Here is a 22,918-nt window from a genome sequence, read left to right on the forward strand (position 1 = left end):
CGGATTCTCGATGTTCTTGGGCACAGATGAAAGACTTTGTGGCGGGAAGGTCAACCGGTCTTTGAGGGATCACCTGAAATTATGGCGGAATTCATCTGAACCCACGGTGAACCGCGTCACAAATGGTTTCACTTTGCGCTGTCGTCGTGAAAATGGTCGTAGACCAGTTTGGCAACGGCTTCCGAAATGCCGCCAACGGCCATCAGATCGCTGAAGGCCGCCCGTGAAACGGCTTTGGCCGTGCCGAAGTGATGCAGCAGCGCGCGCTTGCGCGTCGGCCCGATCCCGGCGATCTCGTCCAGCGGGTTCTTGACCATTTCCTTCTTGCGCCGGGCGCGATGGGAGCCGATGGCAAAACGGTGCGCTTCGTCGCGCATGCGCTGGATGAAATAGAGCACGGGGTCGCGCGGCGGCAGGGTGAAACCGGGGCTGCCGGGCGGGAAGAAGCGTTCGCGGCCGGCCTCGCGGTCGACACCCTTGGCAACGCCGATCGCGGTGACGCAGTCCTCGATGTCGAGTTCCTTCAGGATGCCGCGCACCGCGCTCATCTGGCCCTGGCCGCCGTCGATCAGGATGACATCCGGCCAGGCCGGGAAGGGCGCGTCCTCGAGCGGTGCCGCCGTCCTGTCCGGCTTGCCTTCTTCCTTTAGCAGACGCGAGAAACGCCGCGTCATGACTTCCTTCATCATGCCGAAGTCGTCACCGGGCGTGATCTCCGTCGATTTGATGTTGAACTTGCGATACTGGCCCTTCACGAAGCCTTCCGGGCCGGCAACGACCATGCCGCCGACGGCATTGGTGCCCATGATGTGGGAGTTGTCGTAGATCTCGATGCGGCGTGGCACGGCGGCGAGCTTGAAGGTTTCGGCAAAGCCGTCCAGCAGCCGCGATTGCGAGGCGGTCTCGGCCAGCTTGCGGCCATGGGCCTCGCGGGCATTGCCGACGGCATGGTCGACGAGGTCCTTCTTCTCCCCCCTCTGCGGCACGAGGATCGAAACCTTGTAGCCGGATTTTTCGCTGAGCGCCGCGCCGAGAAGCTCTTGCTCCTCGACCGTCTCGCAGAGCAGGATCTGCCGGGGGCAGGGCTTGTCGTCATAGAATTGCGCAAGGAAGGCGGCCAGCACCTCGGCAGGCGGCATCGCCGGATCGGCCTTCGGGAAATAGGCGCGATTGCCCCAGTTCTGGCCGGTGCGAAAAAAGAACACCTGAATGCAGGAAATGCCGCCCTCGTGGTGAATGGCAAAGACATCGGCTTCCTCGACGCCGGAAGGATTGATGCCCTGGTGGCTCTGGACGTGCGACAGCGCCGCCAGCCGGTCGCGGTAAAGTGCGGCCCGCTCGAAATCGAGGGTCTCGGAGGCTTCGCTCATGGCGGACGCGATCGTTGCCTTCACCGCCTGGCTCTTGCCCGACAGGAAGTCATTGGCCTCACGGACCAGGTCTGAATAGTCAGCATCGCTGATCTCGTGCGTGCAGGGGGCGGCGCAACGCTTGATCTGGTGCAGAAGGCAGGGACGGGTGCGGCTTTCAAAGACGCTGTCGGTGCAGGTGCGCAGAAGGAAGGCGCGCTGCAGCGAGTTGATCGTTCGCCCGACCGCTCCGGCCGAGGCGAAGGGGCCGAAATAGCTGCCCTTGCGGCTGCGCGCGCCGCGATGCTTGTAGAGCGCCGGTGCCCGACTGTCGCCGGTAACCAAAATATAGGGAAACGACTTGTCGTCGCGCAGCAGCACGTTGAAGCGTGGCCGCAGGCGTTTGATCAGGTTGGCCTCGAGAAGCAGCGCCTCGATCTCGGTGCGCGTCGTCACGAATTCCATATGGGCGGTTTCCCGCACCATCTTGGTCAACCGGTTGGAATGGACGCGGCCCTGCGCATAATTGCTGACGCGCTTCTTCAGGCTGCGCGCCTTGCCGACATACAAGACGTCGCCGGCCTCGTTGAACATGCGGTAGACGCCGGGACTGTTGGGCAAAAGCTTGACATAGGCCTGGATCAGCTCCGCACCGCGCAGGCCATCGGGAATGGCGCCGGTCTCGGCCCAGTCGAGAACGACGCCGGGAACAGCCAGCGTCTCCGCCTCGCCTAGCAGGTCGTCATCGTCGTCGATCTCGGCATCGGTCTCGTCGTAGAGAACGCCACCGTCCTGGGGCGAACGCCCATTCATTCCACAATCTCCAAAATATCCGGCGTCTCCCACGCCAGATGCTGGCCGCCGTCCAGGGCGATCATTTGCCCGGTAATCGAGGGCGTGTCGAACAGAAACCGGATGGTCCGGCCGAATTCCCCAAGTTCCGGCCCCGCCCTCAGGATCAGAGCATCCACCTGCTTGCGAAAATCGGCGATGTTCTGGCGCTCGTTCGGGACCGTCGGCCCGGGGCCAATGCCGTTCACCCGGATATCAGGCGCCAGCGCCTGCGCCATGGTCTGCGTGGCCGTCCACAGCGCTGCCTTCGACAACATATAGGAATAGAAACGCGGATTGGGAGCCCAGACCCTCTGATCGATGAGATTGACGATCAGGCCAGCATTGACCTCTGGCAATTGCCGGGCAAAATCGCCGGCCAGCATCGAGGGCGCCTTGACGTGCAGCGCGAAATGCTGGTCCCAGATTGCGTTGTCGAACTGGTCGAGACTGTCTTTCTTGAACAGCGAGGCATTGTTCACCAGAAGCCCGATGGGTCCGATGGCGGCGTTGACCTTGGCCATCAGCCCGGAAACGGCTGTTGTGTCCGCCAGATCCGCCTGCACCACGGCTGCCCGGCCACCGCGCGCGACAATATCCCGTGCCAGCGTTTCCGCGGCCTCCACGGAAGTGTTGGCGTGGATTGCGACGGTGAAGCCGTTGGCCGCCAGATCCTCGACGATCGCCTTGCCGATGCGGATCGCGCCGCCGGTCACAAGGGCTGTTTTCAACTGCGTCTTCAAGCGATTCTTCCATGCTGTTCGATGAGCCCTCTTCTACGCGAAGAATACAGGGCCGGATGTGCAATGCGAAACCGACCCAGCCAATTCCTTTCGGAAAATTTAACGAGAAAGGCCGGAATTGAATTGTTTTGGCGCCTTTTAGTATAGTTTTGGCTAATCCTGTTTTATAGTTAACGAAATGCCTGTGACCCTAAAGCAACATCGCATTTCAGCCATGTCGTTGCCACTAAAATTTCACAATTTGGCTCTTGTGAATCCGCAATTGACGACCAATTTCACCTCAACCGGGCGGGTTAACTAGAATTTGTCCGATGCACCATTTCCGGTCACGAGGGCCAGGCGCATCGGTTTGATAAGGAGAATAGTATGCGTACCATTATCACCACTCTCATGGCTTCTGCCGTATCGCTCATCGCTTTTTCGGCCGTTCAGGCTGCTGACGCCATCGACGAAGTACCGGCTGCTCCGGCTGCCGAATACAGCGAACCGGCTGCCAAGGACTGGTCCGGCGCCTATGTCGGCGGCACGGCCAACTGGGCCCATGGCAAGTTCACCGGCGACCGCACGGCTGCCGGCTTCGGCGGTGGTCTCTATGGTGGTTACAACATGCAGAACGGCCCGATCGTATACGGTGCCGAAGCTGACGTGAACTATGGCGATACCGATGTCAGCCGCAACGGCCTCGCGCTGTCGCAGGGCGTCAACGGCTCGATCCGTGGCCGCGTCGGTTATGACCTCAACCCTGTCCTGCTTTATGGTACGGCCGGTGTTGCTGCCTCCAACGTCAAGGCACGTCAGGCTGGCGTATCCGACAAGAACACCCTGCTCGGCTGGACAGCCGGTGCCGGTGCGGAAGCTCTGGTAACCGACAACATCACCGCGCGTGTCGAGTATCGCTACACCGACTACAACTCGAAGAACTTCAATGTCGGCGGCGGCACGGTTTCGTCGGGCTTCGACGAACACAGCGTTCGCGTCGGTATGGGCGTCAAGTTCTAATCATCGGCAGTGTCGATGAAGGTGAAAAGGCCGGAGCGATCCGGCCTTTTTGCTGTCTGCACGAAAATCCGGTCCGGTCCGGTCAGGTCCGGAATTGCGTGTGGTCAGGAAAGGCTTTCTGGAATTTCTGCGGCCAGTTCTTGAGCTTTGGCCGGCCCTTCTGCCATTCGCCGGTGAAGCGCAGTTCCAGATAGGTCAGCATGGCCGCCAGCGCGAAATGGCCGGCATGCAGCTTGGCTGCAGTCTTTGGCAGGTTTGCGTTCAGATAGTCGAGGCCGCGCTCGGCCTTTTCCCAGTGCCTGTCGATCCAGGGCTGGTGCACCTTTTCCGGCGGATGGAAGCGCTTTTCGTAGACGATGGCGAGAAGGCTGTCGCAGATGCTGTCGCAGATGCCGTCGCAGAGCGCTTCCAGAACCTCCACATCCGTGCGCTTGGCCGGATTGCGCGGGTAAAGCTTGCCCTTGCTCTCGCGGTCGACGAAATGCAGGATGGCGCGGCTGTCATAGATCGACCGGCCATCCTCGGTGATCAGCGTCGGGATCTTGCCGAGGGGATTGCTGTCGATCAGCGAGGGCGGATTGGCGTTGGTATCGGTGAGGACGCTCTCGGCGGACAGTCCCGCATAGTGTGCAGCCATGCGGACTTTGTTCGAGTAGGGCGAGGCGGGCGAATACAGGATTTTCATCACGGGTCTTTCTTGTCTTGCGGTCGTGTCGAGATCGGCACTCAGGGTGCCGGCGGTACGGTAACGCTTTTCCGGCGGCAACTGCGTGCATCGACTTCAGGGCAGGGGCGGAAGCTCAGGTCCTTGTTGTAGCAGATCCGGACTTCCTCGAGATACTGGCCCTCGCAGGTAACGGCGATGGCATTTGCCCGCAGGCCGGGATTGGCGGCAATGAAGGCCATCTCGATCGCGCCGGTCTCCGCCTGTCGCGGCCTGTCGACGGTTTGAAGCGCCGGCGGGATTTTCAGCTTTTGCCTCGCAGCACGGACAACGGCAAAATACGCCGCCTGCCGGAGCCCCGAGCAGCTGCCATGCTTGCGCCACTGATGGCCGATCAGACCCATGGACGGCATCATGTCGAAAAGGCTGCGCCCCAGCCGTTCCGGAACACGGTCGGGCTCGCGCGTCTGGCAGTATTCGGGAAAGCCCTTCTCATTCTGCGGCCACAGACCATGGACGATGAAGCCGTTGCTGGCATCGGCAGCACATTGTTCCGTCCGTCCCGCCGCATCATTTCCGGCGCACCAGGTCGGCGACCAGGACAGGGAGAGCACATAATAGTCGAAGCCCGTTCCCAGTGGCACATCGTTTGTGGCCGGAATGGATGACGGCACCGGCTTGTGCGTCTGGATCTGTTCCCGCTGTGTCTGTTCGGTCGTCGCCTTCGTCTGATGTGGCCTTGCCTGGTCCGGGGCCTTTGCCTGTTCGCCGTTGTCGCAGGCCGCCAAGGCGGCTGCAGCCGCCAGAAGCAGGCCGGCGGAAAAAAACCTCAAGGCTTTTGTGCGGGTCACGGGAAGCAAGCGTCTCACCAGGGCGACGCGCCGGCAAATGCGACGGATGGCAGTATATCACCGGAGGGCGGAAGCGTTGTGGGCGCAAGCGGGCGAGGCATGATGTTCTCCTGATGCAGCAGCCGAGAGTGCGTCGGTTGTCCGTCCAACGTCAAGGGTCGCTCGGTCAGGATGCGCTCGGTCAAGGGTTGCACGGGCGAGGGGCCGCTTGACCGCTTATTCCCAGTCGGGATGATCGATGGTTTCTTCGCCGCGCAGCCAGAAGGTCCGGGACGAGGCATGGCGATCGATTTTCAGCCGGTCCTTCAGGAAGGGCAGGATGGTGTCGAGTTCGCTCTTCAGCGTGAACGGCGGATTGACGATGATCAGGCCGGAACCGGAAAGCCCGGTCGTGTCGCGATCGCTGCGCACAGACAGTTCGGCGCAGAGCATTTTCGGGATCTCCAGCGCCTGCAGCGCTGCGTGGAAGTCGGCGATCGGTGCACCCTGTTTCAGCGGATACCAGAGGCAGAAGGTGCCGCCGGAAAAACGCCTGTAGGCTTTGCCCAAGCCATCGGCCAGGCGTTCGAATTCACCATCGATCTCGAATGGCGGGTCGACCAGCACGAGGCCGCGCTTTTCCTTGGGCGGCAGATGCGCTCCGAGTGCCAGCCAGCCATCAAGTTCGGTGATCCGGCTCTGATAGTCGCCGTCAAACAGCCGGTGCAGCGTCTCATAGTCGTCGGGATGCAGTTCCATGGCGGACAGCCGGTCCTGCGGCCGCATCAGCATTCGCGTCAGCTTCGGTGAGCCCGGATAGAGCGTGATTGCACCGTCCGCATCCGGATTGAGGTCGCGCACCGCCTGCAGGTAAGGCTCCAGCACCGCCGCAACCTTGGGCGGCAGCGGCTCGGCCAGAAGCTTGCCGATGCCGTCGCGCCATTCGCCGGTCTTCTGCGCCTCTTCGCCGGAAAGGTCGTAGAGCCCGATGCCGGCATGGGTGTCGAGCACCCGGAAGGCCTTGTCCTTCTGTTTCAGATAGGTGATCAGACGCGCGAGAACGGCATGTTTCAGGACATCGGCAAAATTGCCGGCATGATAGGCGTGACGATAATTCATGATTGTTGCTGATCGTCCTGATGAATTGTTGAGATGGGCACGGAATGGCGCTTTAAGACCCTCTGGCGATGCAATATAGAAAAGCCATGAACGTTGCGACCCCCATTCGAGCAGAAAAAACCATCGGCCATACGGTCTGTCCGCATGACTGTCCCTCCGCCTGCGCGCTGGAGGTCGATGTCCATGCCGATGGCCGGATCGGCCGGGTGCGCGGCGCGGCCGCCAACAGCTACACCGCCGGTGTCATCTGTGCCAAGGTGGCGCGCTATTCAGAGCGGATCTATCATCCCGGCCGGCTGCTGGTGCCGCAACGCCGCACCGGCGCCAAGGGCGATGGCGGCTTTCAGGACATCTCCTGGGAGGCGGCACTCGACGCGATCGCCGATGCCTTCGTCAAGGCCGAGCAGGCGCATGGTTCGGAAGCGGTCTGGCCCTATTTCTACGCTGGCACGATGGGACAGGTGCAGCGCGATTCGATCGAGCGCCTGCGTCACGCCAAGCGCTATTCCGGCTTCTTCGGTTCGATCTGCACCAACATGGCCTGGACCGGCCTGTCGATGGCCACCGGCGCTTTGCGCGGGCCCGATCCGCGGGAAATGGCGAAATCCGATTGCGTGGTGATCTGGGGCACCAATGCGGTCTCGACCCAGGTCAACGTCATGACCCATGCGATCAAGGCCCGCAAGGAACGCGGTGCAAAGATCGTCGTGATCGACATCTATGACAACCCGACGGTCAAGCAGGCCGACATGGGCCTGATCCTGAAGCCCGGCACCGATGCGGCGCTGGCCTGCGCCGTCATGCACATTGCCTTTCGTGACGGTTATGCCGACCGGGCCTATATGGAAAAATACGCCGATGATCCCAAAGGGCTCGAAGCGCATTTGAAGACGCGGGGACCGGACTGGGCCTCGGCGATCACCGGCCTGCCGGTCGAAGACATCGAAGCCTTCGCCAAACTCGTCGGCACCACGCCGAAGAGCTATTTCCGGCTCGGCTATGGTTTCACCCGCCAGCGCAACGGCGCGGTTGCCATACACGCGGCCGCCTCGATCCCGACCGTGCTCGGCAGCTGGAAACACGAGGGCGGGGGCGCTTTCCACTCCAACAACGACATCTTCCGCTTCGACAAGCGCGAACTGATGGGGTCGGCAATGCTTGATCCCGATATCCGCATGCTGGACCAGTCGCAGATCGGCCGGGTTCTCACCGGTGATGCGGAAGCCTTGCGCCATCGCGGGCCTGTGACCGCAATGCTGGTCCAGAACACCAATCCGGTCAACGTGACGCCCGAGCAACGACTGGTGAAGCGCGGCTTTCTGCGCAACGACCTGTTTGTCGCGGTGCATGAGCACTTTATGACGGATACGGCGAAACTCGCCGACATCGTGCTTCCGGCGACCATGTTCCTCGAACATGACGATCTCTACCGCGGTGGTGGCCACCAGCATATCCTGCTCGGCCCCAAGGTGGTGGAGCCGCCATCCACGGTGCGCAGCAATCTCTTCGTCATCGAAGAACTGGCAAAGCGCCTCGGCGTGGCCGACCAACCGGGGTTCGGTCTCGGCGAGCGCGCGCATATCGACCAAATCCTCGTGCATTACGATATTGGCTATGACCGGTTGAAGGAAGAGAAGTGGCTCGACGTGCAGCCGGACTTCGACACGGCGCATTTTATCGACGGCTTCGGCCACCCGGACGGAAAATTCCGCTTCAAGGCCGACTGGACCGGCACGCCGGCGCCCAACCGCCCGCCAAAATCCATGGGCGTGCAGGGGGCCTACACCGCGCTTCCGGAGTTTCCTGATCATGTCGATCTGATCGAGGCGGCCGATGCAGGCCATCCCTTCCGGCTGGCGACCTCGCCGGCGCGCTCCTTCCTCAATTCGACCTTTGCAGAGACGCCGTCCTCCGTGACCAAGGAGGGGCGTCCGGCTCTGATGCTGAATGCGGACGATGCCGCAGCGCTCGGGATTGTCGAGGGCGATGTCGTGCGGATCGGCAATCCTCGTGGCGAAATTCGCCTTCATGCGACGATCGGCGGTGGCGCCCGGCGCAGTGTCGTGATCGCCGAGGGGCTTTGGCCGAACGACGCGCATCTCGATGGTGAGGGTATCAACGTCCTGACCGGCGCGGACGCCGTCGCCCCCTATGGCGGCGCGGCCTTTCACGACAATCGCGTCTGGTTGCGCAAGGAATGAGAATGGCAAAGTTCAAGGATGCGAAGGTCGAGATCCTCAAGGACGAGACCCTGTCGAAAAACTGGTACCACCTGCGAAACGTCACCTTCAACTATACCGGCTCGAGCGGTGTGACGCAGAAACTCAAGCGCGAAGTCTATGATCGCGGCAATGGCGCGACCATCCTGCTCTACGATCCAAGGCGCGAAAGCGTCATCCTCGTGCGCCAGTTCCGCATGCCGGTGCATCTGAACGGCCATTCCGGCTGGCTGCTGGAAACGCCTGCCGGCCTTCTTGACGGCGACCATCCGGCCGAAGCCATCCGGCGCGAGGTCATGGAGGAGACGGGGTATCTGGTGACGGACGTGCGGCCGATCTTCCAGGCCTTCATGTCGCCGGGCGCCGTCACCGAGACCATCCATTTCTTCGCCGCCGTCATCGATGCGACGCAGCGTGTGGAGGAGGGCGGAGGGGTGGCCCATGAGGACGAGGACATCGAGGTCATCGAGATGCCGCTGGTCGAGGCCATGGCCATGATCGAAACCGGCGCCATCTGCGACGGCAAGACGATCATGCTGCTGCAATGGGCGATGCTGAACAGGGCGAGCCTGACGTTCTGACAGAATCTGGCAATCCGGCCGGCTAAAACTTCCCCTTGAGCCCCAGGCTGACCGATGCGGTGGAGAATTTTGCGCCGGCGGCATCCTTGAATTCCGCGGTCGCGCCTGACGTCGTGCTGCGCACGTGCATGTCGCCGGTGCCGAAGTCGGTCATCTCGAAGGCGCCGCTGGCGTAGAGGGAGATGGTCTTCGTCAGGTTATAGGCAATGGCGGCATTGGCGCCGTAAACGGCGGCAAGATCGAAGCTGTCGGTAAAGCGCAGGTTGCGCAGCCAGTGATCGTCCGGCGCCTCTGCGCGGATCAGGGCGCCAGCTTCCAGGCCGCCGGAAAGCGTCCAGTCTCCCATGGTCTGGGACCCCCGGACATTGGCGTAGACAACCGGCATTTTTTGTCTGTAGGTGATGACTTTCTGGCCATCGGCGAAGTCGCCGATCGTGTCGCGCAGATCGTTGGTGCTGTAGATATAGGAACCGCCATAGCCGGACCATTGCACGTCGCTGTAGCGGCCGCCAAGGCCTAGGCTTGCGAAGCGGCCATTGTCGTTGATGAAGGTGCGGTTCACTTCCAGGCTGCCGCTGTAGTAGTGGTCGAGGCGGGTGTCGTCATGGACGGAGCGATGGCTCCAGTCGCTATCGGACTGGCCGGTCGCGTGCGGCGCGATCCAGTCGTAGTCGGTCATATGGCCGTCACCGTCCATGCCGGTCTTGCCTTCGGCACGAATAGTCCAGTTGGGCGCCACTTCGATGCTCAGCGAACCGCGAAGCAACGTAACCCCCTTGGATTCCCAATCCAGACGACTGACGGTGCGGTTGCCGCTGAAGACGCTTTCTTCCGCATAGATATTGGCCAGCCCGACATCGAATGTCATCGAAACGGGGCCCTCGGTCACCGGGCTATAGAAATCACCGGCCTGCGCGCCAGAGACACAGACGATCGCGGCACCCGCGACGAGGCTGGAGAGAAGCTTCATGACCAATTCCCGAAGATGAGCACCGTGGGGTGCAGACGATGAAATATCTCGTCCACTTTCATCGGGTATGGTAAATTTTCAGTATATTTCTTGGATTTGTCTGACTGTTTTTGCCACTTTAGAGTGTGCTTGCATGTGTGCCGGAGGGGTGCGCCCGAGACAATGGGCGAACCGTCCTGCCGTCTTCCATGCGCACGCTGCCATTGGCGAGCTGCAGCAAGGCCTGCGGATAGAGCAGATGCTCGACGCGCAGCACCCGGGCGGACAGCGTTTCAGCAGTGTCGTCGCGCAGGACCGGCACCGTGCCCTGCAGCACGACGGGGCCTTCGTCCATGCCTTCGGTGACGAAATGCACGGTGCATCCGGCCTCGGTCATGCCGGCGTCGATCGCCCGCTGATGCGTGTGCAGGCCGGGAAACAACGGCAGCAAAGACGGGTGGATGTTGAGGATACGGCCTTCGTAGCGCTGGATGAAGGCGCCGCTCAGAAGACGCATATAGCCCGCAAGGCACAGGATATCCGGCGACAGGCGGCCGAGTTCGGCAAGGATGGCCGCCTCATGGGCGTCCTTGCTGTCAAAGTCGCGGCGCGCGAAGGCAAATGTCGGGATGCCGAGTGCTTGCGCCTTGGACAGACCGCCCGCATCCGGCCTGTCGGAGATGACGGCGATGATTTCGGCGGGATAATCCGCAGCCTGCGTCGCCCTGGCCAGGGCCAGCATGTTGGATCCGCCGCCGGAAATAAAGGCGACGACACGCTTCTTCGCCGTAGCCGCCGACATAGGGGCCCCTGTCATAGGGCAAGCGTGCCCTTGTAGATCGTCCCGGCGGCGCCGTCTTCGCGGGCGACCATGCGCCCGAGCGGGAAGATCGTCTCGCCCTCGGCTTCGAGTGCGGCGGTTACTTTTGCGGCATCTTCGGCGGAAACGACGGCGATCATGCCAACGCCGCAGTTGAAGGTCCGCAGCATCTCGTTGGCGGCCACGCCACCGGTCCTGGCCAGCCAGGAGAACACGGCGGGGGCCTTGATGCTGTCGAGGTCGATTTCAGCGGCGAGGTGCTTGGGCAGCACCCTTGGAATGTTTTCCGGAAAACCGCCGCCGGTGATGTGGGCCAATGCCTTGATCGCACCGGTTTCGCGGATCGCCTTCAGGAGTGGCTTCACATAGATGCGCGTCGGGGTCATCAGCACGTCCGCCAGGGTGCCCTCGCCAAACGGGGCGGGTGCGTCCCAGGCAAGGCCCGAAAGCGAAACGATCTTGCGCACCAGCGAGTAGCCATTGGAGTGGACGCCGGACGAGGCGAGACCCAGGATGATGTCACCTTCAGCTATGTCGCCGGCTGGCAGCAACTGGCCGCGCTCGGCTGCACCCACGGCAAAGCCTGCAAGATCATAGTCGCCGCCGGAATACATGCCCGGCATTTCGGCGGTTTCGCCACCGATGAGGGCACAGCCGGCCTCGCGGCAGCCGGCGGCAATGCCGCCGACGATCGATGCGCCCTGATCCGGGTCGAGTTTGCCGGTTGCAAAATAATCGAGGAAGAACAGCGGCTCGGCACCCTGCACGACGAGATCGTTGACGCACATGGCGACAAGGTCGATGCCGACCGTATCGTGCTTGTTGGCGTCGATGGCGATCTTCAGCTTGGTGCCGACGCCGTCATTGGCTGCGACCAGCACCGGATCGGTAAATCCGGCCGCCTTTAGGTCGAACAGACCGCCGAAACCGCCGATTTCACCGTCGGCGCCGGGGCGCCGGGTCGAGCGCACATGCGGCTTGATCTTCTCGACCATCAGATTGCCGGCGTCGATGTCCACACCGGCATCGCTGTAGGTCAGACCGTTCTTTTCCGACTGGCTCATCGCACGCTCTCCGCTGGCTCGTCATGTTTGGGATGCGAATTGCATGATGAGGGGGGAAGTGCAAGCATCTTGCCGATCGGATTGCCGCTTTTTCACCGCTTTGCTCGTGTCTTGCTGCGGATAAGGGGCGGGGAGGCGTTTTGACCGGCCATCTGCCCGGTATAGGCTTGACCTGTCTCCCGGGCCCATCCTATCTCCCTTGAACGAGACACGACGGCATGGCCCGTGCAACTGGCGGCAAGGAGCAGACGATGCCCATCCAAATCAATCCGGCAGGCCTGTGGCGGCAAGCGATGTTCTGGGCATTGTCGCTAGCTGCATTCGTACTCTTCCTGCTCGTCTTCAGCTCCATCCTGCTGCCCTTCATCGCGGGCATGGCACTCGCCTACTTTCTCGATCCGGTTGCCGACCGGCTGGAGAAATGGGGCCTGAACCGCCTGTGGGCGACGGTCGTCATCCTGATCAGCTTCGTCGTCGTCTTTGCGCTGTCGCTGATGATCATCATTCCGCTGATCGCCAGCCAGGCGGCCGACTTCATCCAGAAGATGCCGGGTTATATCAGCAAGCTGCAGGAACTGGTCACCGACGCGCAATCCTCGGTCGTGCCGGACTGGATCAGCAGCCAGATGGGCCAGATCAAGGAGAATTCCGCCAAGCTGCTGGAGCAGGGCGCAGGCTTCCTCGGCACACTGTTCCAGCAATTGTGGAATTCCGGCATGGCGCTGCTGGATATTATCTCGTTGTTCATCGTGACGCCGGTCGTCGCCTTCTATCTGCTGCTCGACTGGGACCGCATGGTCGCCAAGGTTGACAGCTGGATCCCGCGCCCGCAACTGGCGACCGTCCGCCAGATCGCCCGCGACATGGACACGACCATCGCCGGCTTCGTACGCGGGCAGGGTTCGCTCTGCATTATTCTCGGCCTGTATTATGGCATCGGCCTGTCGCTGGTCGGGCTGAACTTCGGCCTTTTGATCGGCCTGTTCAGCGGCGTCATCAGTTTCATTCCCTATGTCGGCTCGATGATCGGGCTTGTCCTGGCGCTCGGCATTGCGCTCGTGCAGTTCTGGCCGGACTACACGTCGATTGTGCTGGTGCTGATTGTGTTCTTCAGCGGCCAGTTCCTCGAGGGCAACATCCTGCAGCCGCGCCTCGTCGGCAAGAGCGTCGGCCTGCATCCGGTCTGGCTGATGTTTGCGTTGCTGGCCTTCGGCGCGCTCTTCGGTTTTGTTGGTCTTCTGGTCGCGGTGCCGGCGGCCGCAGCACTCGGCGTTTTGGTCCGCTTCGCTCTTGGACGTTATCTCGATAGCGACCTCTATCACGGCCATTCAGCGCTGATCGTTCCGGGTGCACCAAAGAGCATGATCGCCGCAAGAGAAGACCCGATCGCAAACCCGGACGGCACGGCATAAGCGCCATGAAGCCTATTTCCGAGCAATTGCCCCTGGCCTTCCAGCATGACGCCGCATCGGGTCGCGACGATCTCCTGATCTCCGATCCGCTGAGCGCTGCGGTGTCGATCGTCGATACATGGCCGCAATGGCCGTCGCCCGTCGTTATTCTTGCCGGCCCGGTGGGGTCCGGAAAATCGCATCTGGCGAGCATCTGGCGCGAAAAAAGCGGAGCCGTACCGATTCATCCGGTGACCGGAGGCAATGCTGCCGAGATTGCTTCGCGCCAGCCCGTGCTGTTCGAGGATGCCGACCGCCGCGGTTTTGACGATCAGGCTCTGTTTCATGTGATCAACAGCGTGCGCGAAAACGGCACGGGGCTCCTGATCACCACGCGGCTCTGGCCGATGTCCTGGCCGGTCGAACTTGCCGACCTGCGTTCGCGGCTGAAGGCTGCAACGATGGTCGAGATCGGCGAACCCGACGACGAACTGCTGGCACTGGTGCTGGTCAAGCTGTTCTCCGATCGGCAACTGACGGTCGATGAAAAGCTGGTCGGCTATATCGTCGCCCGTATGGAACGCTCGCTCGATGCCGCACAGACCATCGTCGAGCGGATGGATCGTCTTGCCCTGTCGCGCCGGACCCGGATAAGCCGGGCGCTGGCTCTGGAAGTGCTGACGGAGTTTGGAAATGCGCGCGAAGCGGATTGACTGTCACGGTTGCGTCGTCAAACTGGGATAACGGCGTGCTGAATGAGGAATGGGCTGAACCGACATGGACACTGCAGTATCCGAAACCCCCGCGACACCGTTGAACGAGACGCTGGACCTGCTCTCCAGTCCGGATCGTTTCATCAATCGCGAATTTTCCTGGCTGCAGTTCAACCGGCGTGTCCTGGAAGAAACGCTGAACACCGCGCATCCGCTTCTGGAGCGGGTTCGCTTCCTGTCGATTTCGGCGGCCAATCTCGACGAGTTTTTCATGGTCCGCGTCGCTGGCCTTGAGGGCCAGGTGCGTCAGGGCCTTGTGATCCGCAGCCCGGATGGCAAGACGCCGGCCGAGCAACTGGAGGAAATCCTCAAGGAAATCGACAATCTGCAGATGGAGCAGCAGGCGTCGCTTGCCGTCCTGCAGCAGTATATGGCCAAGGAAGACATCCTGATCATCCGTCCCGTGTCGCTTTCGGCACAGGACAAGGTCTGGCTTGCCAATGAATTCAGCCAGGCGATCTTTCCTGTTCTGACGCCGCTTGCCATCGATCCGGCGCATCCGTTTCCGTTCATTCCCAATCTCGGCTTTTCCATGGGCCTGCAATTGATCAGCAAGAGCGGACGCGAGCCGATGACCGCTTTGCTGCGCCTGCCGGTGGCGCTGGATCGCTTTGTCCGGCTGCCTGATGCGAAATCGGTGATCCGCTACATCACCCTGGAGGATGTCGTATCGCTGTTCATCGACCGGCTTTTCCCAGGTTATGAGGTTCAGGGCTCCGGGACGTTCCGCATCATTCGCGACAGCGATATAGAGGTTGAGGAAGAGGCTGAAGATCTCGTGCGCTTCTTCGAGACGGCGCTGAAGCGTCGCCGGCGCGGTTCCGTCATTCGCATCGAGATCGATTCGGAAATGCCGGCGGAACTGCACAAGTTCGTCGTGCAGGAACTCAACGTCCCCGAAAACCGCGTGGCCGTCCTGCCCGGGCTTCTGGCGCTCGACACCATGTCCCAGATTGTAAAGGCGCCACGGGACGACCTGCGGTTCGAGCCGTACAATGCGCGATTTCCCGAGCGGGTCCGCGAACATGCCGGCGACTGCCTCGCCGCCATCCGCGAAAAGGACATGGTCGTCCACCACCCTTACGAGAGTTTCGACGTGGTGGTCCAGTTCCTGCTCCAGGCTGCGCGCGATCCTGAAGTTCTCGCGATAAAGCAGACGCTCTACCGCACCTCTAACGACAGCCCGATCGTGCGCGCCCTGATCGATGCCGCGGAAGCCGGCAAGTCGGTGACGGCCCTGGTCGAACTGAAGGCGCGTTTCGACGAGGAAGCCAATATCCGCTGGGCGCGCGATCTCGAACGCGCCGGGGTGCAGGTCGTGTTCGGCTTCATCGAGTTGAAGACGCACGCAAAGATGTCGATGGTGGTGCGCCGTGAGGAGGGCAAGCTGCGCACCTATTGCCATCTCGGCACCGGCAATTACCATCCGATCACCGCGAAGATCTACACCGACCTGTCCTTCTTCACCTGCAATCCGACGATTGCCCATGACATGGCGAACATCTTCAACTTCATCACCGGCTATGGCGAACCGGAGGAGGGTGCAAAGATCGCGATCTCCCCCAACACGCTGCGACCGCGCATTCTCCGGCATATCGAGCAGGAGATCGAGCATGCCAGGAACGGCGCGCCGGCGGCCATCTGGATGAAGATGAACTCGCTGGTCGATCCGGAGATCATCGATGCCCTTTACGCCGCGAGTGCCGCCGGCGTCGAGATCGACCTCGTCGTGCGCGGCATCTGCTGCCTGCGGCCGCAGGTTCCGGGCCTGTCGGACAACATCCGCGTCAAGTCGATCGTCGGGCGGTTCCTGGAACATTCACGAATATTCTGCTTCGGCAACGGCCATGGGCTTCCCTCCGAGAACGCGCTTGTTTATATCGGCTCGGCGGATATGATGCCGCGCAATCTGGACCGGCGTGTTGAGACCCTCGTGCCTCTCATCAACCGGACTGTGCACGAACAGGTTCTGTCACAGATCATGCTGGGCAATCTCATCGACAACCAGCAAAGCTACGAAATCCTGCCCGACGGAACGTCGCGGCGCATGGAGGTCGCAGCCGGGGCAGAGCCGTTCAACGCACAGCATTATTTCATGACCAATCCGAGCCTGTCAGGCCGCGGAGAGGCCCTGAAGTCCAGCACACCGAAGCTTATTGCCGGCTGGAACAATGGCCGCAAACGATAAACTGGACTTGCATGGTAGAATCTGAAGCGCAGGGACGGCTGCCTGGCATCGCCCCGGTCTCCGTCATCGACATCGGGTCGAACTCCATTCGTCTGGTGATCTATGAGGGGCTGAGCCGCGCCCCGGCAGTGCTTTTCAATGAAAAGGTCATGTGCGGCCTGGGCAAGGGCATTGATGCCACGGGCCGCATGGATGCCGAAAGCGTCGAGCGGGCGCTGAAGGCACTCTATCGATTCAAGGCCCTTTCGGTTCAGGCGCGTGCTTCCACGGTGTTCGTGCTGGCGACGGCGGCGGCGCGCGATGCCTCCAACGGTCCCGATTTCATTCGCCGGGCCGAAATCATCCTGTCCCAGAAGGTCCGCGTCCTGACCGGCGAGGAAGAGGCCTATTTCTCGGCGCTCGGCATCGTCAGCGGCTATCACGATCCGGATGGCGTCGTCGGCGATCTCGGCGGCGGCTCGCTGGAACTGATCGACGTCGCCGGCCGCTCGATCGGCAAGGGCATCACGCTGCCGCTCGGCGGCATCCGGCTGTCCGAGCATGCGGACGGATCGATCGTCAAGGCGCGGGCGCATGTGCGCCGTTATATGCGCGATGCGACGGTGCTGAAGAATGCAGCCGGACGTACCTTCTACGCCGTCGGTGGCACCTGGCGGTCGATCGCCAAGCTGCATATGGAGGTGCGCAACTATCCGCTGCACATGATGCAGGGCTATGAAATTCCTTTCGACGAGATGATGGCCTTCCTGGTGGAGGTCATCGAACCCAAGGACACCAAGGCGCCGGCCTATGCGGCGATTTCAAAGTCCCGTCGCAACCTCCTGCCGTTCGGCGCCATCGCCATGCAGGAGGCCATTGCGTTGATGAAGCCGGAGCGTGTGTCGTTTTCGGCCCTTGGCGTGCGCGAGGGGTATCTTTTCTCACTTCTCTCGGAGCAGGAGCGCAACCGTGATCCGCTTCTGACGGCCGCCGGCGAACTGGCCATCCTGCGCGCCCGGTCGCCGGAGCACGCCCGTGAACTGGCCGACTGGACCGGCCGTATGGTGTCGTTCTTCGGCATCACGGAAACGGATGAGGAAAGCCGCTACCGGCAGGCCGCCTGCCTGCTCGCGGATATCAGCTGGCGGGCCCACCCGGATTATCGCGGGCTGCAGGCGCTGAACATCATCGCGCACAGCACGTTCTCAGGCATCACCCATGCGGGTCGGGCCTATATCGCGCTTGCCAATTATTACCGTTTCGAAGGCCTGCATGACGACGGCGCGACAGGTCCGCTGACCGGCATCACCACGCCGCGCCTTTTGGAGCTCGCCAAGCTGATCGGCGGACTGTTGCGGGTGGTCTACCTGTTTTCGGCATCGATGCCGGGTGTGGTTCGCAACCTGCGCATACGGCCCGCCGCAAACCCGGATTTCGACCTCGAATTCATGGTTCCCGCCACCTATGCAGACTTTTCCGGAGAACGGCTGGACGGCCGCCTGCAGCAATTATCAAAGCTGACCGGCAAGAAGATCGCCTTCGTTTTCGAAGAATAAATCCGGTTGTCAACGCGTTTGCAGTTTGTGTATTTGCCTTTATTTATTAGCGGTTCAATATTTTATGTCTGGAGATTACCTTGGCCATTTTCACCTATGGAAATATCGGCGTGGGCGTCAATATGGCGAAAGCCAGTGTTGCAAGCCTGTTCGACTATGACTTCTGGCGCGCATCGTCGACAAAGATCACGATGTACGACGACAGCAGCAATATGGTGACCTTTTCGGGTGCCCGTCTCACGTTCATGATGAAGAACGGCGACGTGAAGGACGTGACAGCGGGAACGCTGACCGGGGTGAAATTCGTGATCGACGGCAAGGCGGCCTGGACCGTGAGCGGGCTGAACGTGTCGGCTGTGAAGCTTGGGGATGCGATCTTTGCGCGGAACGACAAGGCCTTCATCGATATCCTTATGGCCGGCAACGACTTGATCTCCGGCACGTCGAAGGGGGATACCCTTCTGGGCGGCGGAGGCTCTGACGTTCTGAAGGGCAATGCCGGTAATGACAAGCTGTTCGGCGGGGCGGGCGCGGACGACCTGTTCGGCGGCACCGGAGCGGACCGCTTTTCTTTCTCATCGCTTTCCGATTCGACATCGGTGGCGCGCGACAGCGTCTTTGATTTCAGCCGCAGCGAAGGCGACAAGATCGATCTTTCGGCCATCGATGCGAACAAGAATGCAAGCGGCAACCAGGCCTTCAAATTCATCGCCTCGGAGAAATTCCATGGCAAGGCCGGCGAACTGCGTTTTGAGAAGAAGGCGTCGGACACCTATGTCTATGTCGATGTGAACGGCGACAAGAAGGTGGATTTCACCCTGCATTTCGACGATCCGATCGCCCTGAAGGCGACCGATTTCGTACTTTGAGGTCGTGTCGGGAGTGGCGGATGGGATCAATGGATCCCGTCCCATTTTCGCTGGACGCTATTCTGCCGCCATCCGCATGCGCTTTCGTGCGCGTGGCTGTGCGGAGACGAGGCGCTTTTTCAAGGCGATGACGCCGACCTCCTGGCCGCGCCCCTTGACGGCATGATTTCCGAGATCCTCGGCGACGACAGAGCCCGGCAAGGGGATGCGCTGGGCAAGGTCTGCCGAGATCAGCACGGTCCGGTCGAGCGCCTTGCACAGGCTTTCCAGTCGTGCAGTCGTGTTTACCGTGTCGCCGAAATAGGTGATCTTGTGATGATCGACGCCGATTTCGGCGGTGATGATCACCCCGCCATGGAGAGCTGCGCGCAATTGCGGCACCTGTCCGAAGTTCTTGCGCCAGACGTCGGCATCGGCTTCGATCTCGTCGAGAATATCGAAGATGCAGCGGACGCAGCGCGCATGTCGGACGCCGCGGGCGAGCGGCCAGGTGACGATCGCCGCATCGCCGACATAATCGTCGATCGAGCCGTGGTGGCGCCGCACGGGCTCGGCAAAGGCGGCAAACAGCGCATGCAGAAACTGCTGCGCCCGCAAGTCACCATATTTTTCGGCAAAGGCCGTTGAATCCGCAAGGTCGATGAACAGGAAGACCCGTTCCTCCTCGACAGGATTGCGGTAACGACTGATCAGCATGCTGGTGAAGACGTCGCGGCCGAGCAGATCGCGCACGCGCAGGACGAAGATGATCAGCGCGCAGACGCCGAGCGCATAGAGAAAGACTTCGAACGGCAGGACCAGCACCTCGACCCAGGAGGCCCGGTCGAGCAGTCCAAGCGCGGACAGGAACAGCCCGGCCAGGGCGTAGCCAGCGCTCATGATGACTTCATAGACGATGATTGACGCCAGGATGAAGGAAAGGGTCGGCAGTTTTTCGATTCGCCGGTGCAGCGGTCTCAGCAGGATGCGGCGCTCGAAGGCGAGGATCGGCATGCCGGTAAACAGCGCAAAGACAGCGCCGATGAAGAGCGAACCGTTTGGGTAGAACAGGAGGCTGTAGATCATGCCGCTCAGGGCCAATCCGAACGCAATCAGCAGCCAGTTCTGTGTAGGAGATATTTCTCGCATGAGACCTGCTTCGCCGTGATGCTGGCGCACATTCTTCCATGTGCATGGCCAGGGTCAAGCGGTTTTCTGCCGCACGGAAACCGTTGCGGCTGCAAGGCGTTGGCGCCGGCATCTGCATTGCGCAGCCTGACGTCTTGCGACAGCGACCGACCCCTGTTTCGAAGCTGTTCGACGTCCTAAGACAGTTCGACAGCCTCGATTTTCTTGTCGATGAAACGCAGGGCGACTTCGCCGTTGATCAGTTTGAGGGCGGTATCGCCGAACAGTTCGCGCCGCCAGCCCCGCAAGGCGCCGACATCGGCCTTGTCGCCTTCGGCTGCGATCCGCTCGAGGTCGTCGGTATTGGCAACGATCTTGGCCGCGACGCCCTGTTTTTCGGCAATCAGCTTCAAGAGAACCTTGAGCATCTCGATTGCGGCGGCGGCACCCTCCGGCGACGCGTTCTGGCGCGGCAGGCGGGGCATTTCATTCTTCGGAATTTCCAGCGCCGCGTTGACGGCCTCGGTAATAGCGGCGCCTGCTGCCGAGCGTTCCCAGCCCTTGGGGATAGTGCGCAGGCGGGCCAGTGCGTCGGCATCCTTCGGCTGCTGCTGGGCGATCTCGTACAGCGCGTCATCCTTCAGGATGCGGCCGCGCGGAACGTTGCGGCCGCGCGCCTCGCGTTCGCGCCAGGCGGCGACCTTCTGCAAAACGGCCAGTTCCTGCGGCTTCTTCAGCCGCATCTTCAGGCGCTGCCAGGCATCATCAGGGTGGATGTCGTAGGTTTCCTTGGCTTCGAGGATGGCCATTTCCTCGGTCAGCCACAAAAGGCGACCCTCGCGCTCCAGCTCCGCCTTGAGATGCAGGTAGACGTCGCGCAGGTGGGTCACGTCCGCCAAGGCGTAGTCCAGCTGCTTTTCCGTCAGCGGCCTGCGGCTCCAGTCGGTGAAACGCGACGACTTGTCGATGTGCTCGCCCTTGATGCGGCTAACGAGCTGGTCATAGGAGACACTGTCGCCAAAACCGCAGACCATGGCTGCGACCTGCGTGTCGAAGATCGGATGCGGGATCAGGCTGCCGAGATTGAAGATGATTTCGATGTCCTGACGCGCAGCGTGAAAGACCTTCACCACATCCGGATTGGCCATCAGTTCGAAGAATGGCTGCAGATCAAGACCCTTGGCCAAGGGATCGATGATCACAGCGATATCGGGTCCGGCCATCTGGATCAGGCAGAGCTGCGGCCAGAAGGTGGTTTCGCGCAGGAATTCGGTGTCGATCGTCAGATACGGAGCCGTCGCGAGCGTTTTGCAGGCTTCGGCGAGTTCGGCGGTTGTCTCAATCATCAAACTTCAATCACTGTGGCGAAAATGCGGCGTTAAACGAGGTTTCCGATGTAACCCTTCATCGCCGTCGTCACAATCAAAAATTCAGACTGTCCGGAAATATCCGGTCATGCCGGTCTTCTGGTGTTCGATGATGTGGCAGTGCAGAACCCAATCGCCGATATTGTCGGCAACCAGGCCGAGTTCGGCCCGTTCATCGGGTAGAAGCAGGATCGTATCGGTGGGCGGCGGCAGAAACGTCCGCTTGTTGGAGTTGAGGATGCGGAAGCTCATGCCATGCAGATGGATCGGATGCGCATGCGGCGTCCGGTTTGCGACCTGCAGCACATAGCTCTTGCCGAGTTTGAGGTCGGCGAGCGGCGCGACGGGGTCGGGGGTATCGCCCGGCCATGGAACCTTGTTGATCGCCCAGAACGTATAACCGAGCGTGCCGCAGAGGCTGGGCGCCGGGGCGTGCTCGGCCGTTGCCGTGAAATCGAGCGGGATGCGCGTCGCCTTGGACAGGTCGGCCTCGGCGAGCGGGTTGGGCGGCAGCGGTCGCACGTCGCCGAGCGCACGCTTCAGGGAGGTGCCGGTCGCGCGAAACGTCGCGATCGTAAAGGGTGTGCTGCCGCGGACGTTGCGCAGCGTCACCGCCGCGCCCTCGCTGTCGGGCATGCGGATGACCAGATCGACACGCTGGCCGGGGCTCAAATCCAGCCGGTCGAGCGGTATGGGTGTGTCCAGCGGATTGGCATCGAGGGCGATGATCGTAGCCGGCGAACCGTCAAGCGCGAGCGTATAGATCCGGGTGACGTCGGTTGCGGCAATGCGGACCCGCACGAGGCCGCCGGCTGGTGCATCATAGCGCGGTTCCTGCTGCCAGTTGGCGGTGCGCACGGTGCCGTAGGTCCCACCGCGGGCGGCGTCGCGCGGTTTGAACGGCGCGATGAAGGCGCCGCCTGCGCCGAGCCGCCAGTCGCGCAGGTTGAGCACGATTTCCGCATCAAAGACCGGATCGTCGGGATTTTCGACGACGATCATCCCGGTGAGGCCATGGCCCATCTGCGTCAGCGTGTTGCAGTGGGGATGATACCAGAAGGTGCCGGCATCCGGCGGCGTGAAGGCGTAGTCGAAGCTGTCGCCGGGATAGACGTAAGGCTGGGTCAGTTCCGGGACGCCATCCATCGCATTGGGAATGCGCAAGCCATGCCAGTGCACGGTCGTCGGTTCGTCGAGTGCATTGAGAAGCCGGGTCGAAAACGGCTGTCCGCGGGTCATGCGCAGCACGGGCGGCATGCCCGTCGCTGCAGTATCGCCCCTTGCATAGGACATGACCTTCGGCGTGATGCCGTCGGCGGCAATCCGGATATCCGCGAATTGTGCTTTGAGCACCGGCACGCTCGCGGCCGCGTTCGGGGCTCTGGCGGCAAATCCGGCTCCGACGGCAAAGGCGGTGGCCGTGGCGGCAGAGCCTTTGAGGAGGGTACGGCGGGTGAGGATCGGCATGGGCGGTCTTCCGGCTTCAGCAATGCGGGCTGCCAGAGCTTTAAACTTGATCG

General features: G+C 61.6%; 19 protein-coding genes. 8 read left to right on the top strand and 11 right to left on the bottom strand.

The window, feature by feature from the left end; all coding sequences use genetic code 11:
- Positions 1 to 128 precede the first annotated feature (128 nt).
- Positions 129 to 2,162 (bottom strand): excinuclease ABC subunit UvrC, encoded by a 2,034-nt coding sequence (gene uvrC, locus AX760_RS02350; RefSeq protein ID WP_071831228.1) that lies wholly within the window; start codon positions 2,160 to 2,162, stop codon positions 129 to 131.
- Positions 2,159 to 2,923, bottom strand: coding sequence for an SDR family oxidoreductase (locus AX760_RS02355; protein WP_071831229.1), 765 nt, complete (start codon positions 2,921 to 2,923; stop codon positions 2,159 to 2,161). The genes uvrC and AX760_RS02355 overlap by 4 nt, the downstream gene beginning before the upstream one ends.
- Before the next feature lie 366 nt (positions 2,924 to 3,289).
- Here AX760_RS02355 and AX760_RS02360 point away from each other — a divergent pair, with 366 nt between their 5' ends.
- Positions 3,290 to 3,922: an outer membrane protein gene (locus tag AX760_RS02360; RefSeq protein ID WP_071831230.1), complete on the top strand. Its 633-nt coding sequence runs from the start codon at positions 3,290 to 3,292 to the stop codon at positions 3,920 to 3,922.
- Between the two features lie 82 nt (positions 3,923 to 4,004).
- On the opposite strand, the gene AX760_RS02365 is transcribed toward AX760_RS02360, so the two are convergent.
- From AX760_RS02365 to AX760_RS02375, 3 genes are all read right to left on the bottom strand, one after another.
- Positions 4,005 to 4,607 (bottom strand): glutathione S-transferase, encoded by a 603-nt coding sequence (locus AX760_RS02365; RefSeq protein ID WP_071831231.1) that lies wholly within the window; start codon positions 4,605 to 4,607, stop codon positions 4,005 to 4,007.
- A gap of 41 nt (positions 4,608 to 4,648) precedes the next feature.
- Positions 4,649 to 5,419: a ribonuclease T2 family protein gene (locus tag AX760_RS02370; RefSeq protein ID WP_245294915.1), complete on the bottom strand. Its 771-nt coding sequence runs from the start codon at positions 5,417 to 5,419 to the stop codon at positions 4,649 to 4,651.
- Positions 5,420 to 5,653: 234 nt separating this feature from the next.
- Positions 5,654 to 6,535 (bottom strand): 23S rRNA (adenine(2030)-N(6))-methyltransferase RlmJ, encoded by an 882-nt coding sequence (locus tag AX760_RS02375; protein WP_071831233.1) that lies wholly within the window; start codon positions 6,533 to 6,535, stop codon positions 5,654 to 5,656.
- Between the two features lie 68 nt (positions 6,536 to 6,603).
- On the opposite strand from AX760_RS02375, the gene AX760_RS02380 reads away from it, so the two are divergent.
- Complete coding sequence (locus AX760_RS02380) at positions 6,604 to 8,736, top strand: molybdopterin-containing oxidoreductase family protein (RefSeq protein ID WP_071831234.1); 2,133 nt, start codon at positions 6,604 to 6,606, stop codon at positions 8,734 to 8,736.
- Positions 8,737 to 8,738: 2 nt separating this feature from the next.
- Entirely contained in the window at positions 8,739 to 9,335 is a 597-nt protein-coding gene (locus AX760_RS02385; RefSeq protein WP_071831235.1) for an NUDIX domain-containing protein, read from the top strand.
- Between the two features lie 22 nt (positions 9,336 to 9,357).
- On the opposite strand, the gene AX760_RS02390 is transcribed toward AX760_RS02385, so the two are convergent.
- The 3 genes from AX760_RS02390 to purM form a co-directional block, all read right to left on the bottom strand.
- Positions 9,358 to 10,305: an omptin family outer membrane protease gene (locus tag AX760_RS02390; RefSeq protein ID WP_071831236.1), complete on the bottom strand. Its 948-nt coding sequence runs from the start codon at positions 10,303 to 10,305 to the stop codon at positions 9,358 to 9,360.
- A gap of 118 nt (positions 10,306 to 10,423) precedes the next feature.
- The gene (gene purN / locus AX760_RS02395) at positions 10,424 to 11,086 is read right to left on the bottom strand and encodes a phosphoribosylglycinamide formyltransferase (RefSeq protein ID WP_071831237.1); all 663 of its coding nucleotides are present in this window, start codon (positions 11,084 to 11,086) and stop codon (positions 10,424 to 10,426) included.
- 11 nt (positions 11,087 to 11,097) lie between these two features.
- A complete protein-coding gene (gene purM, locus AX760_RS02400) occupies positions 11,098 to 12,168 on the bottom strand; it encodes a phosphoribosylformylglycinamidine cyclo-ligase (RefSeq protein WP_071831238.1) in 1,071 nt (356 codons plus the stop codon).
- 218 nt (positions 12,169 to 12,386) lie between these two features.
- Here purM and AX760_RS02405 point away from each other — a divergent pair, with 218 nt between their 5' ends.
- From AX760_RS02405 to AX760_RS27915, 5 genes are all read left to right on the top strand, one after another.
- A complete protein-coding gene (locus tag AX760_RS02405) occupies positions 12,387 to 13,580 on the top strand; it encodes an AI-2E family transporter (RefSeq protein ID WP_083531036.1) in 1,194 nt (397 codons plus the stop codon).
- A 5-nt stretch (positions 13,581 to 13,585) separates the two neighbouring features.
- The gene (gene hdaA / locus AX760_RS02410; RefSeq protein ID WP_071831239.1) at positions 13,586 to 14,272 is read left to right on the top strand and encodes a DnaA regulatory inactivator HdaA; all 687 of its coding nucleotides are present in this window, start codon (positions 13,586 to 13,588) and stop codon (positions 14,270 to 14,272) included.
- 64 nt (positions 14,273 to 14,336) lie between these two features.
- Complete coding sequence (locus AX760_RS02415; protein ID WP_071831240.1) at positions 14,337 to 16,520, top strand: RNA degradosome polyphosphate kinase; 2,184 nt, start codon at positions 14,337 to 14,339, stop codon at positions 16,518 to 16,520.
- An 11-nt stretch (positions 16,521 to 16,531) separates the two neighbouring features.
- The gene (ppx, locus tag AX760_RS02420) at positions 16,532 to 18,055 is read left to right on the top strand and encodes an exopolyphosphatase (RefSeq protein WP_071831241.1); all 1,524 of its coding nucleotides are present in this window, start codon (positions 16,532 to 16,534) and stop codon (positions 18,053 to 18,055) included.
- An 80-nt stretch (positions 18,056 to 18,135) separates the two neighbouring features.
- Positions 18,136 to 18,924 (top strand): calcium-binding protein, encoded by a 789-nt coding sequence (locus AX760_RS27915; protein ID WP_071831242.1) that lies wholly within the window; start codon positions 18,136 to 18,138, stop codon positions 18,922 to 18,924.
- A 57-nt stretch (positions 18,925 to 18,981) separates the two neighbouring features.
- On the opposite strand, the gene AX760_RS02430 is transcribed toward AX760_RS27915, so the two are convergent.
- The 3 genes from AX760_RS02430 to AX760_RS02440 all read right to left on the bottom strand — a co-directional run bounded on the left by AX760_RS02430 (position 18,982) and on the right by AX760_RS02440 (position 22,865).
- Positions 18,982 to 20,052, bottom strand: a complete 1,071-nt coding sequence (locus AX760_RS02430) for an adenylate/guanylate cyclase domain-containing protein (RefSeq protein WP_071831243.1) — start codon at positions 20,050 to 20,052, stop codon at positions 18,982 to 18,984.
- A 176-nt stretch (positions 20,053 to 20,228) separates the two neighbouring features.
- On the bottom strand, positions 20,229 to 21,377 hold the full coding sequence (gene rnd / locus AX760_RS02435) for a ribonuclease D (protein ID WP_071831244.1): 1,149 nt from the start codon (positions 21,375 to 21,377) through the stop codon (positions 20,229 to 20,231).
- A gap of 84 nt (positions 21,378 to 21,461) precedes the next feature.
- Positions 21,462 to 22,865: a multicopper oxidase family protein gene (locus AX760_RS02440; RefSeq protein ID WP_071831245.1), complete on the bottom strand. Its 1,404-nt coding sequence runs from the start codon at positions 22,863 to 22,865 to the stop codon at positions 21,462 to 21,464.
- Positions 22,866 to 22,918: the final 53 nt, after the last annotated feature.

Source organism: Pararhizobium antarcticum (assembly GCF_001885585.1).
In the GTDB taxonomy this organism is placed as follows: Bacteria; Pseudomonadota; Alphaproteobacteria; order Rhizobiales; family Rhizobiaceae; genus Pararhizobium; species Pararhizobium antarcticum.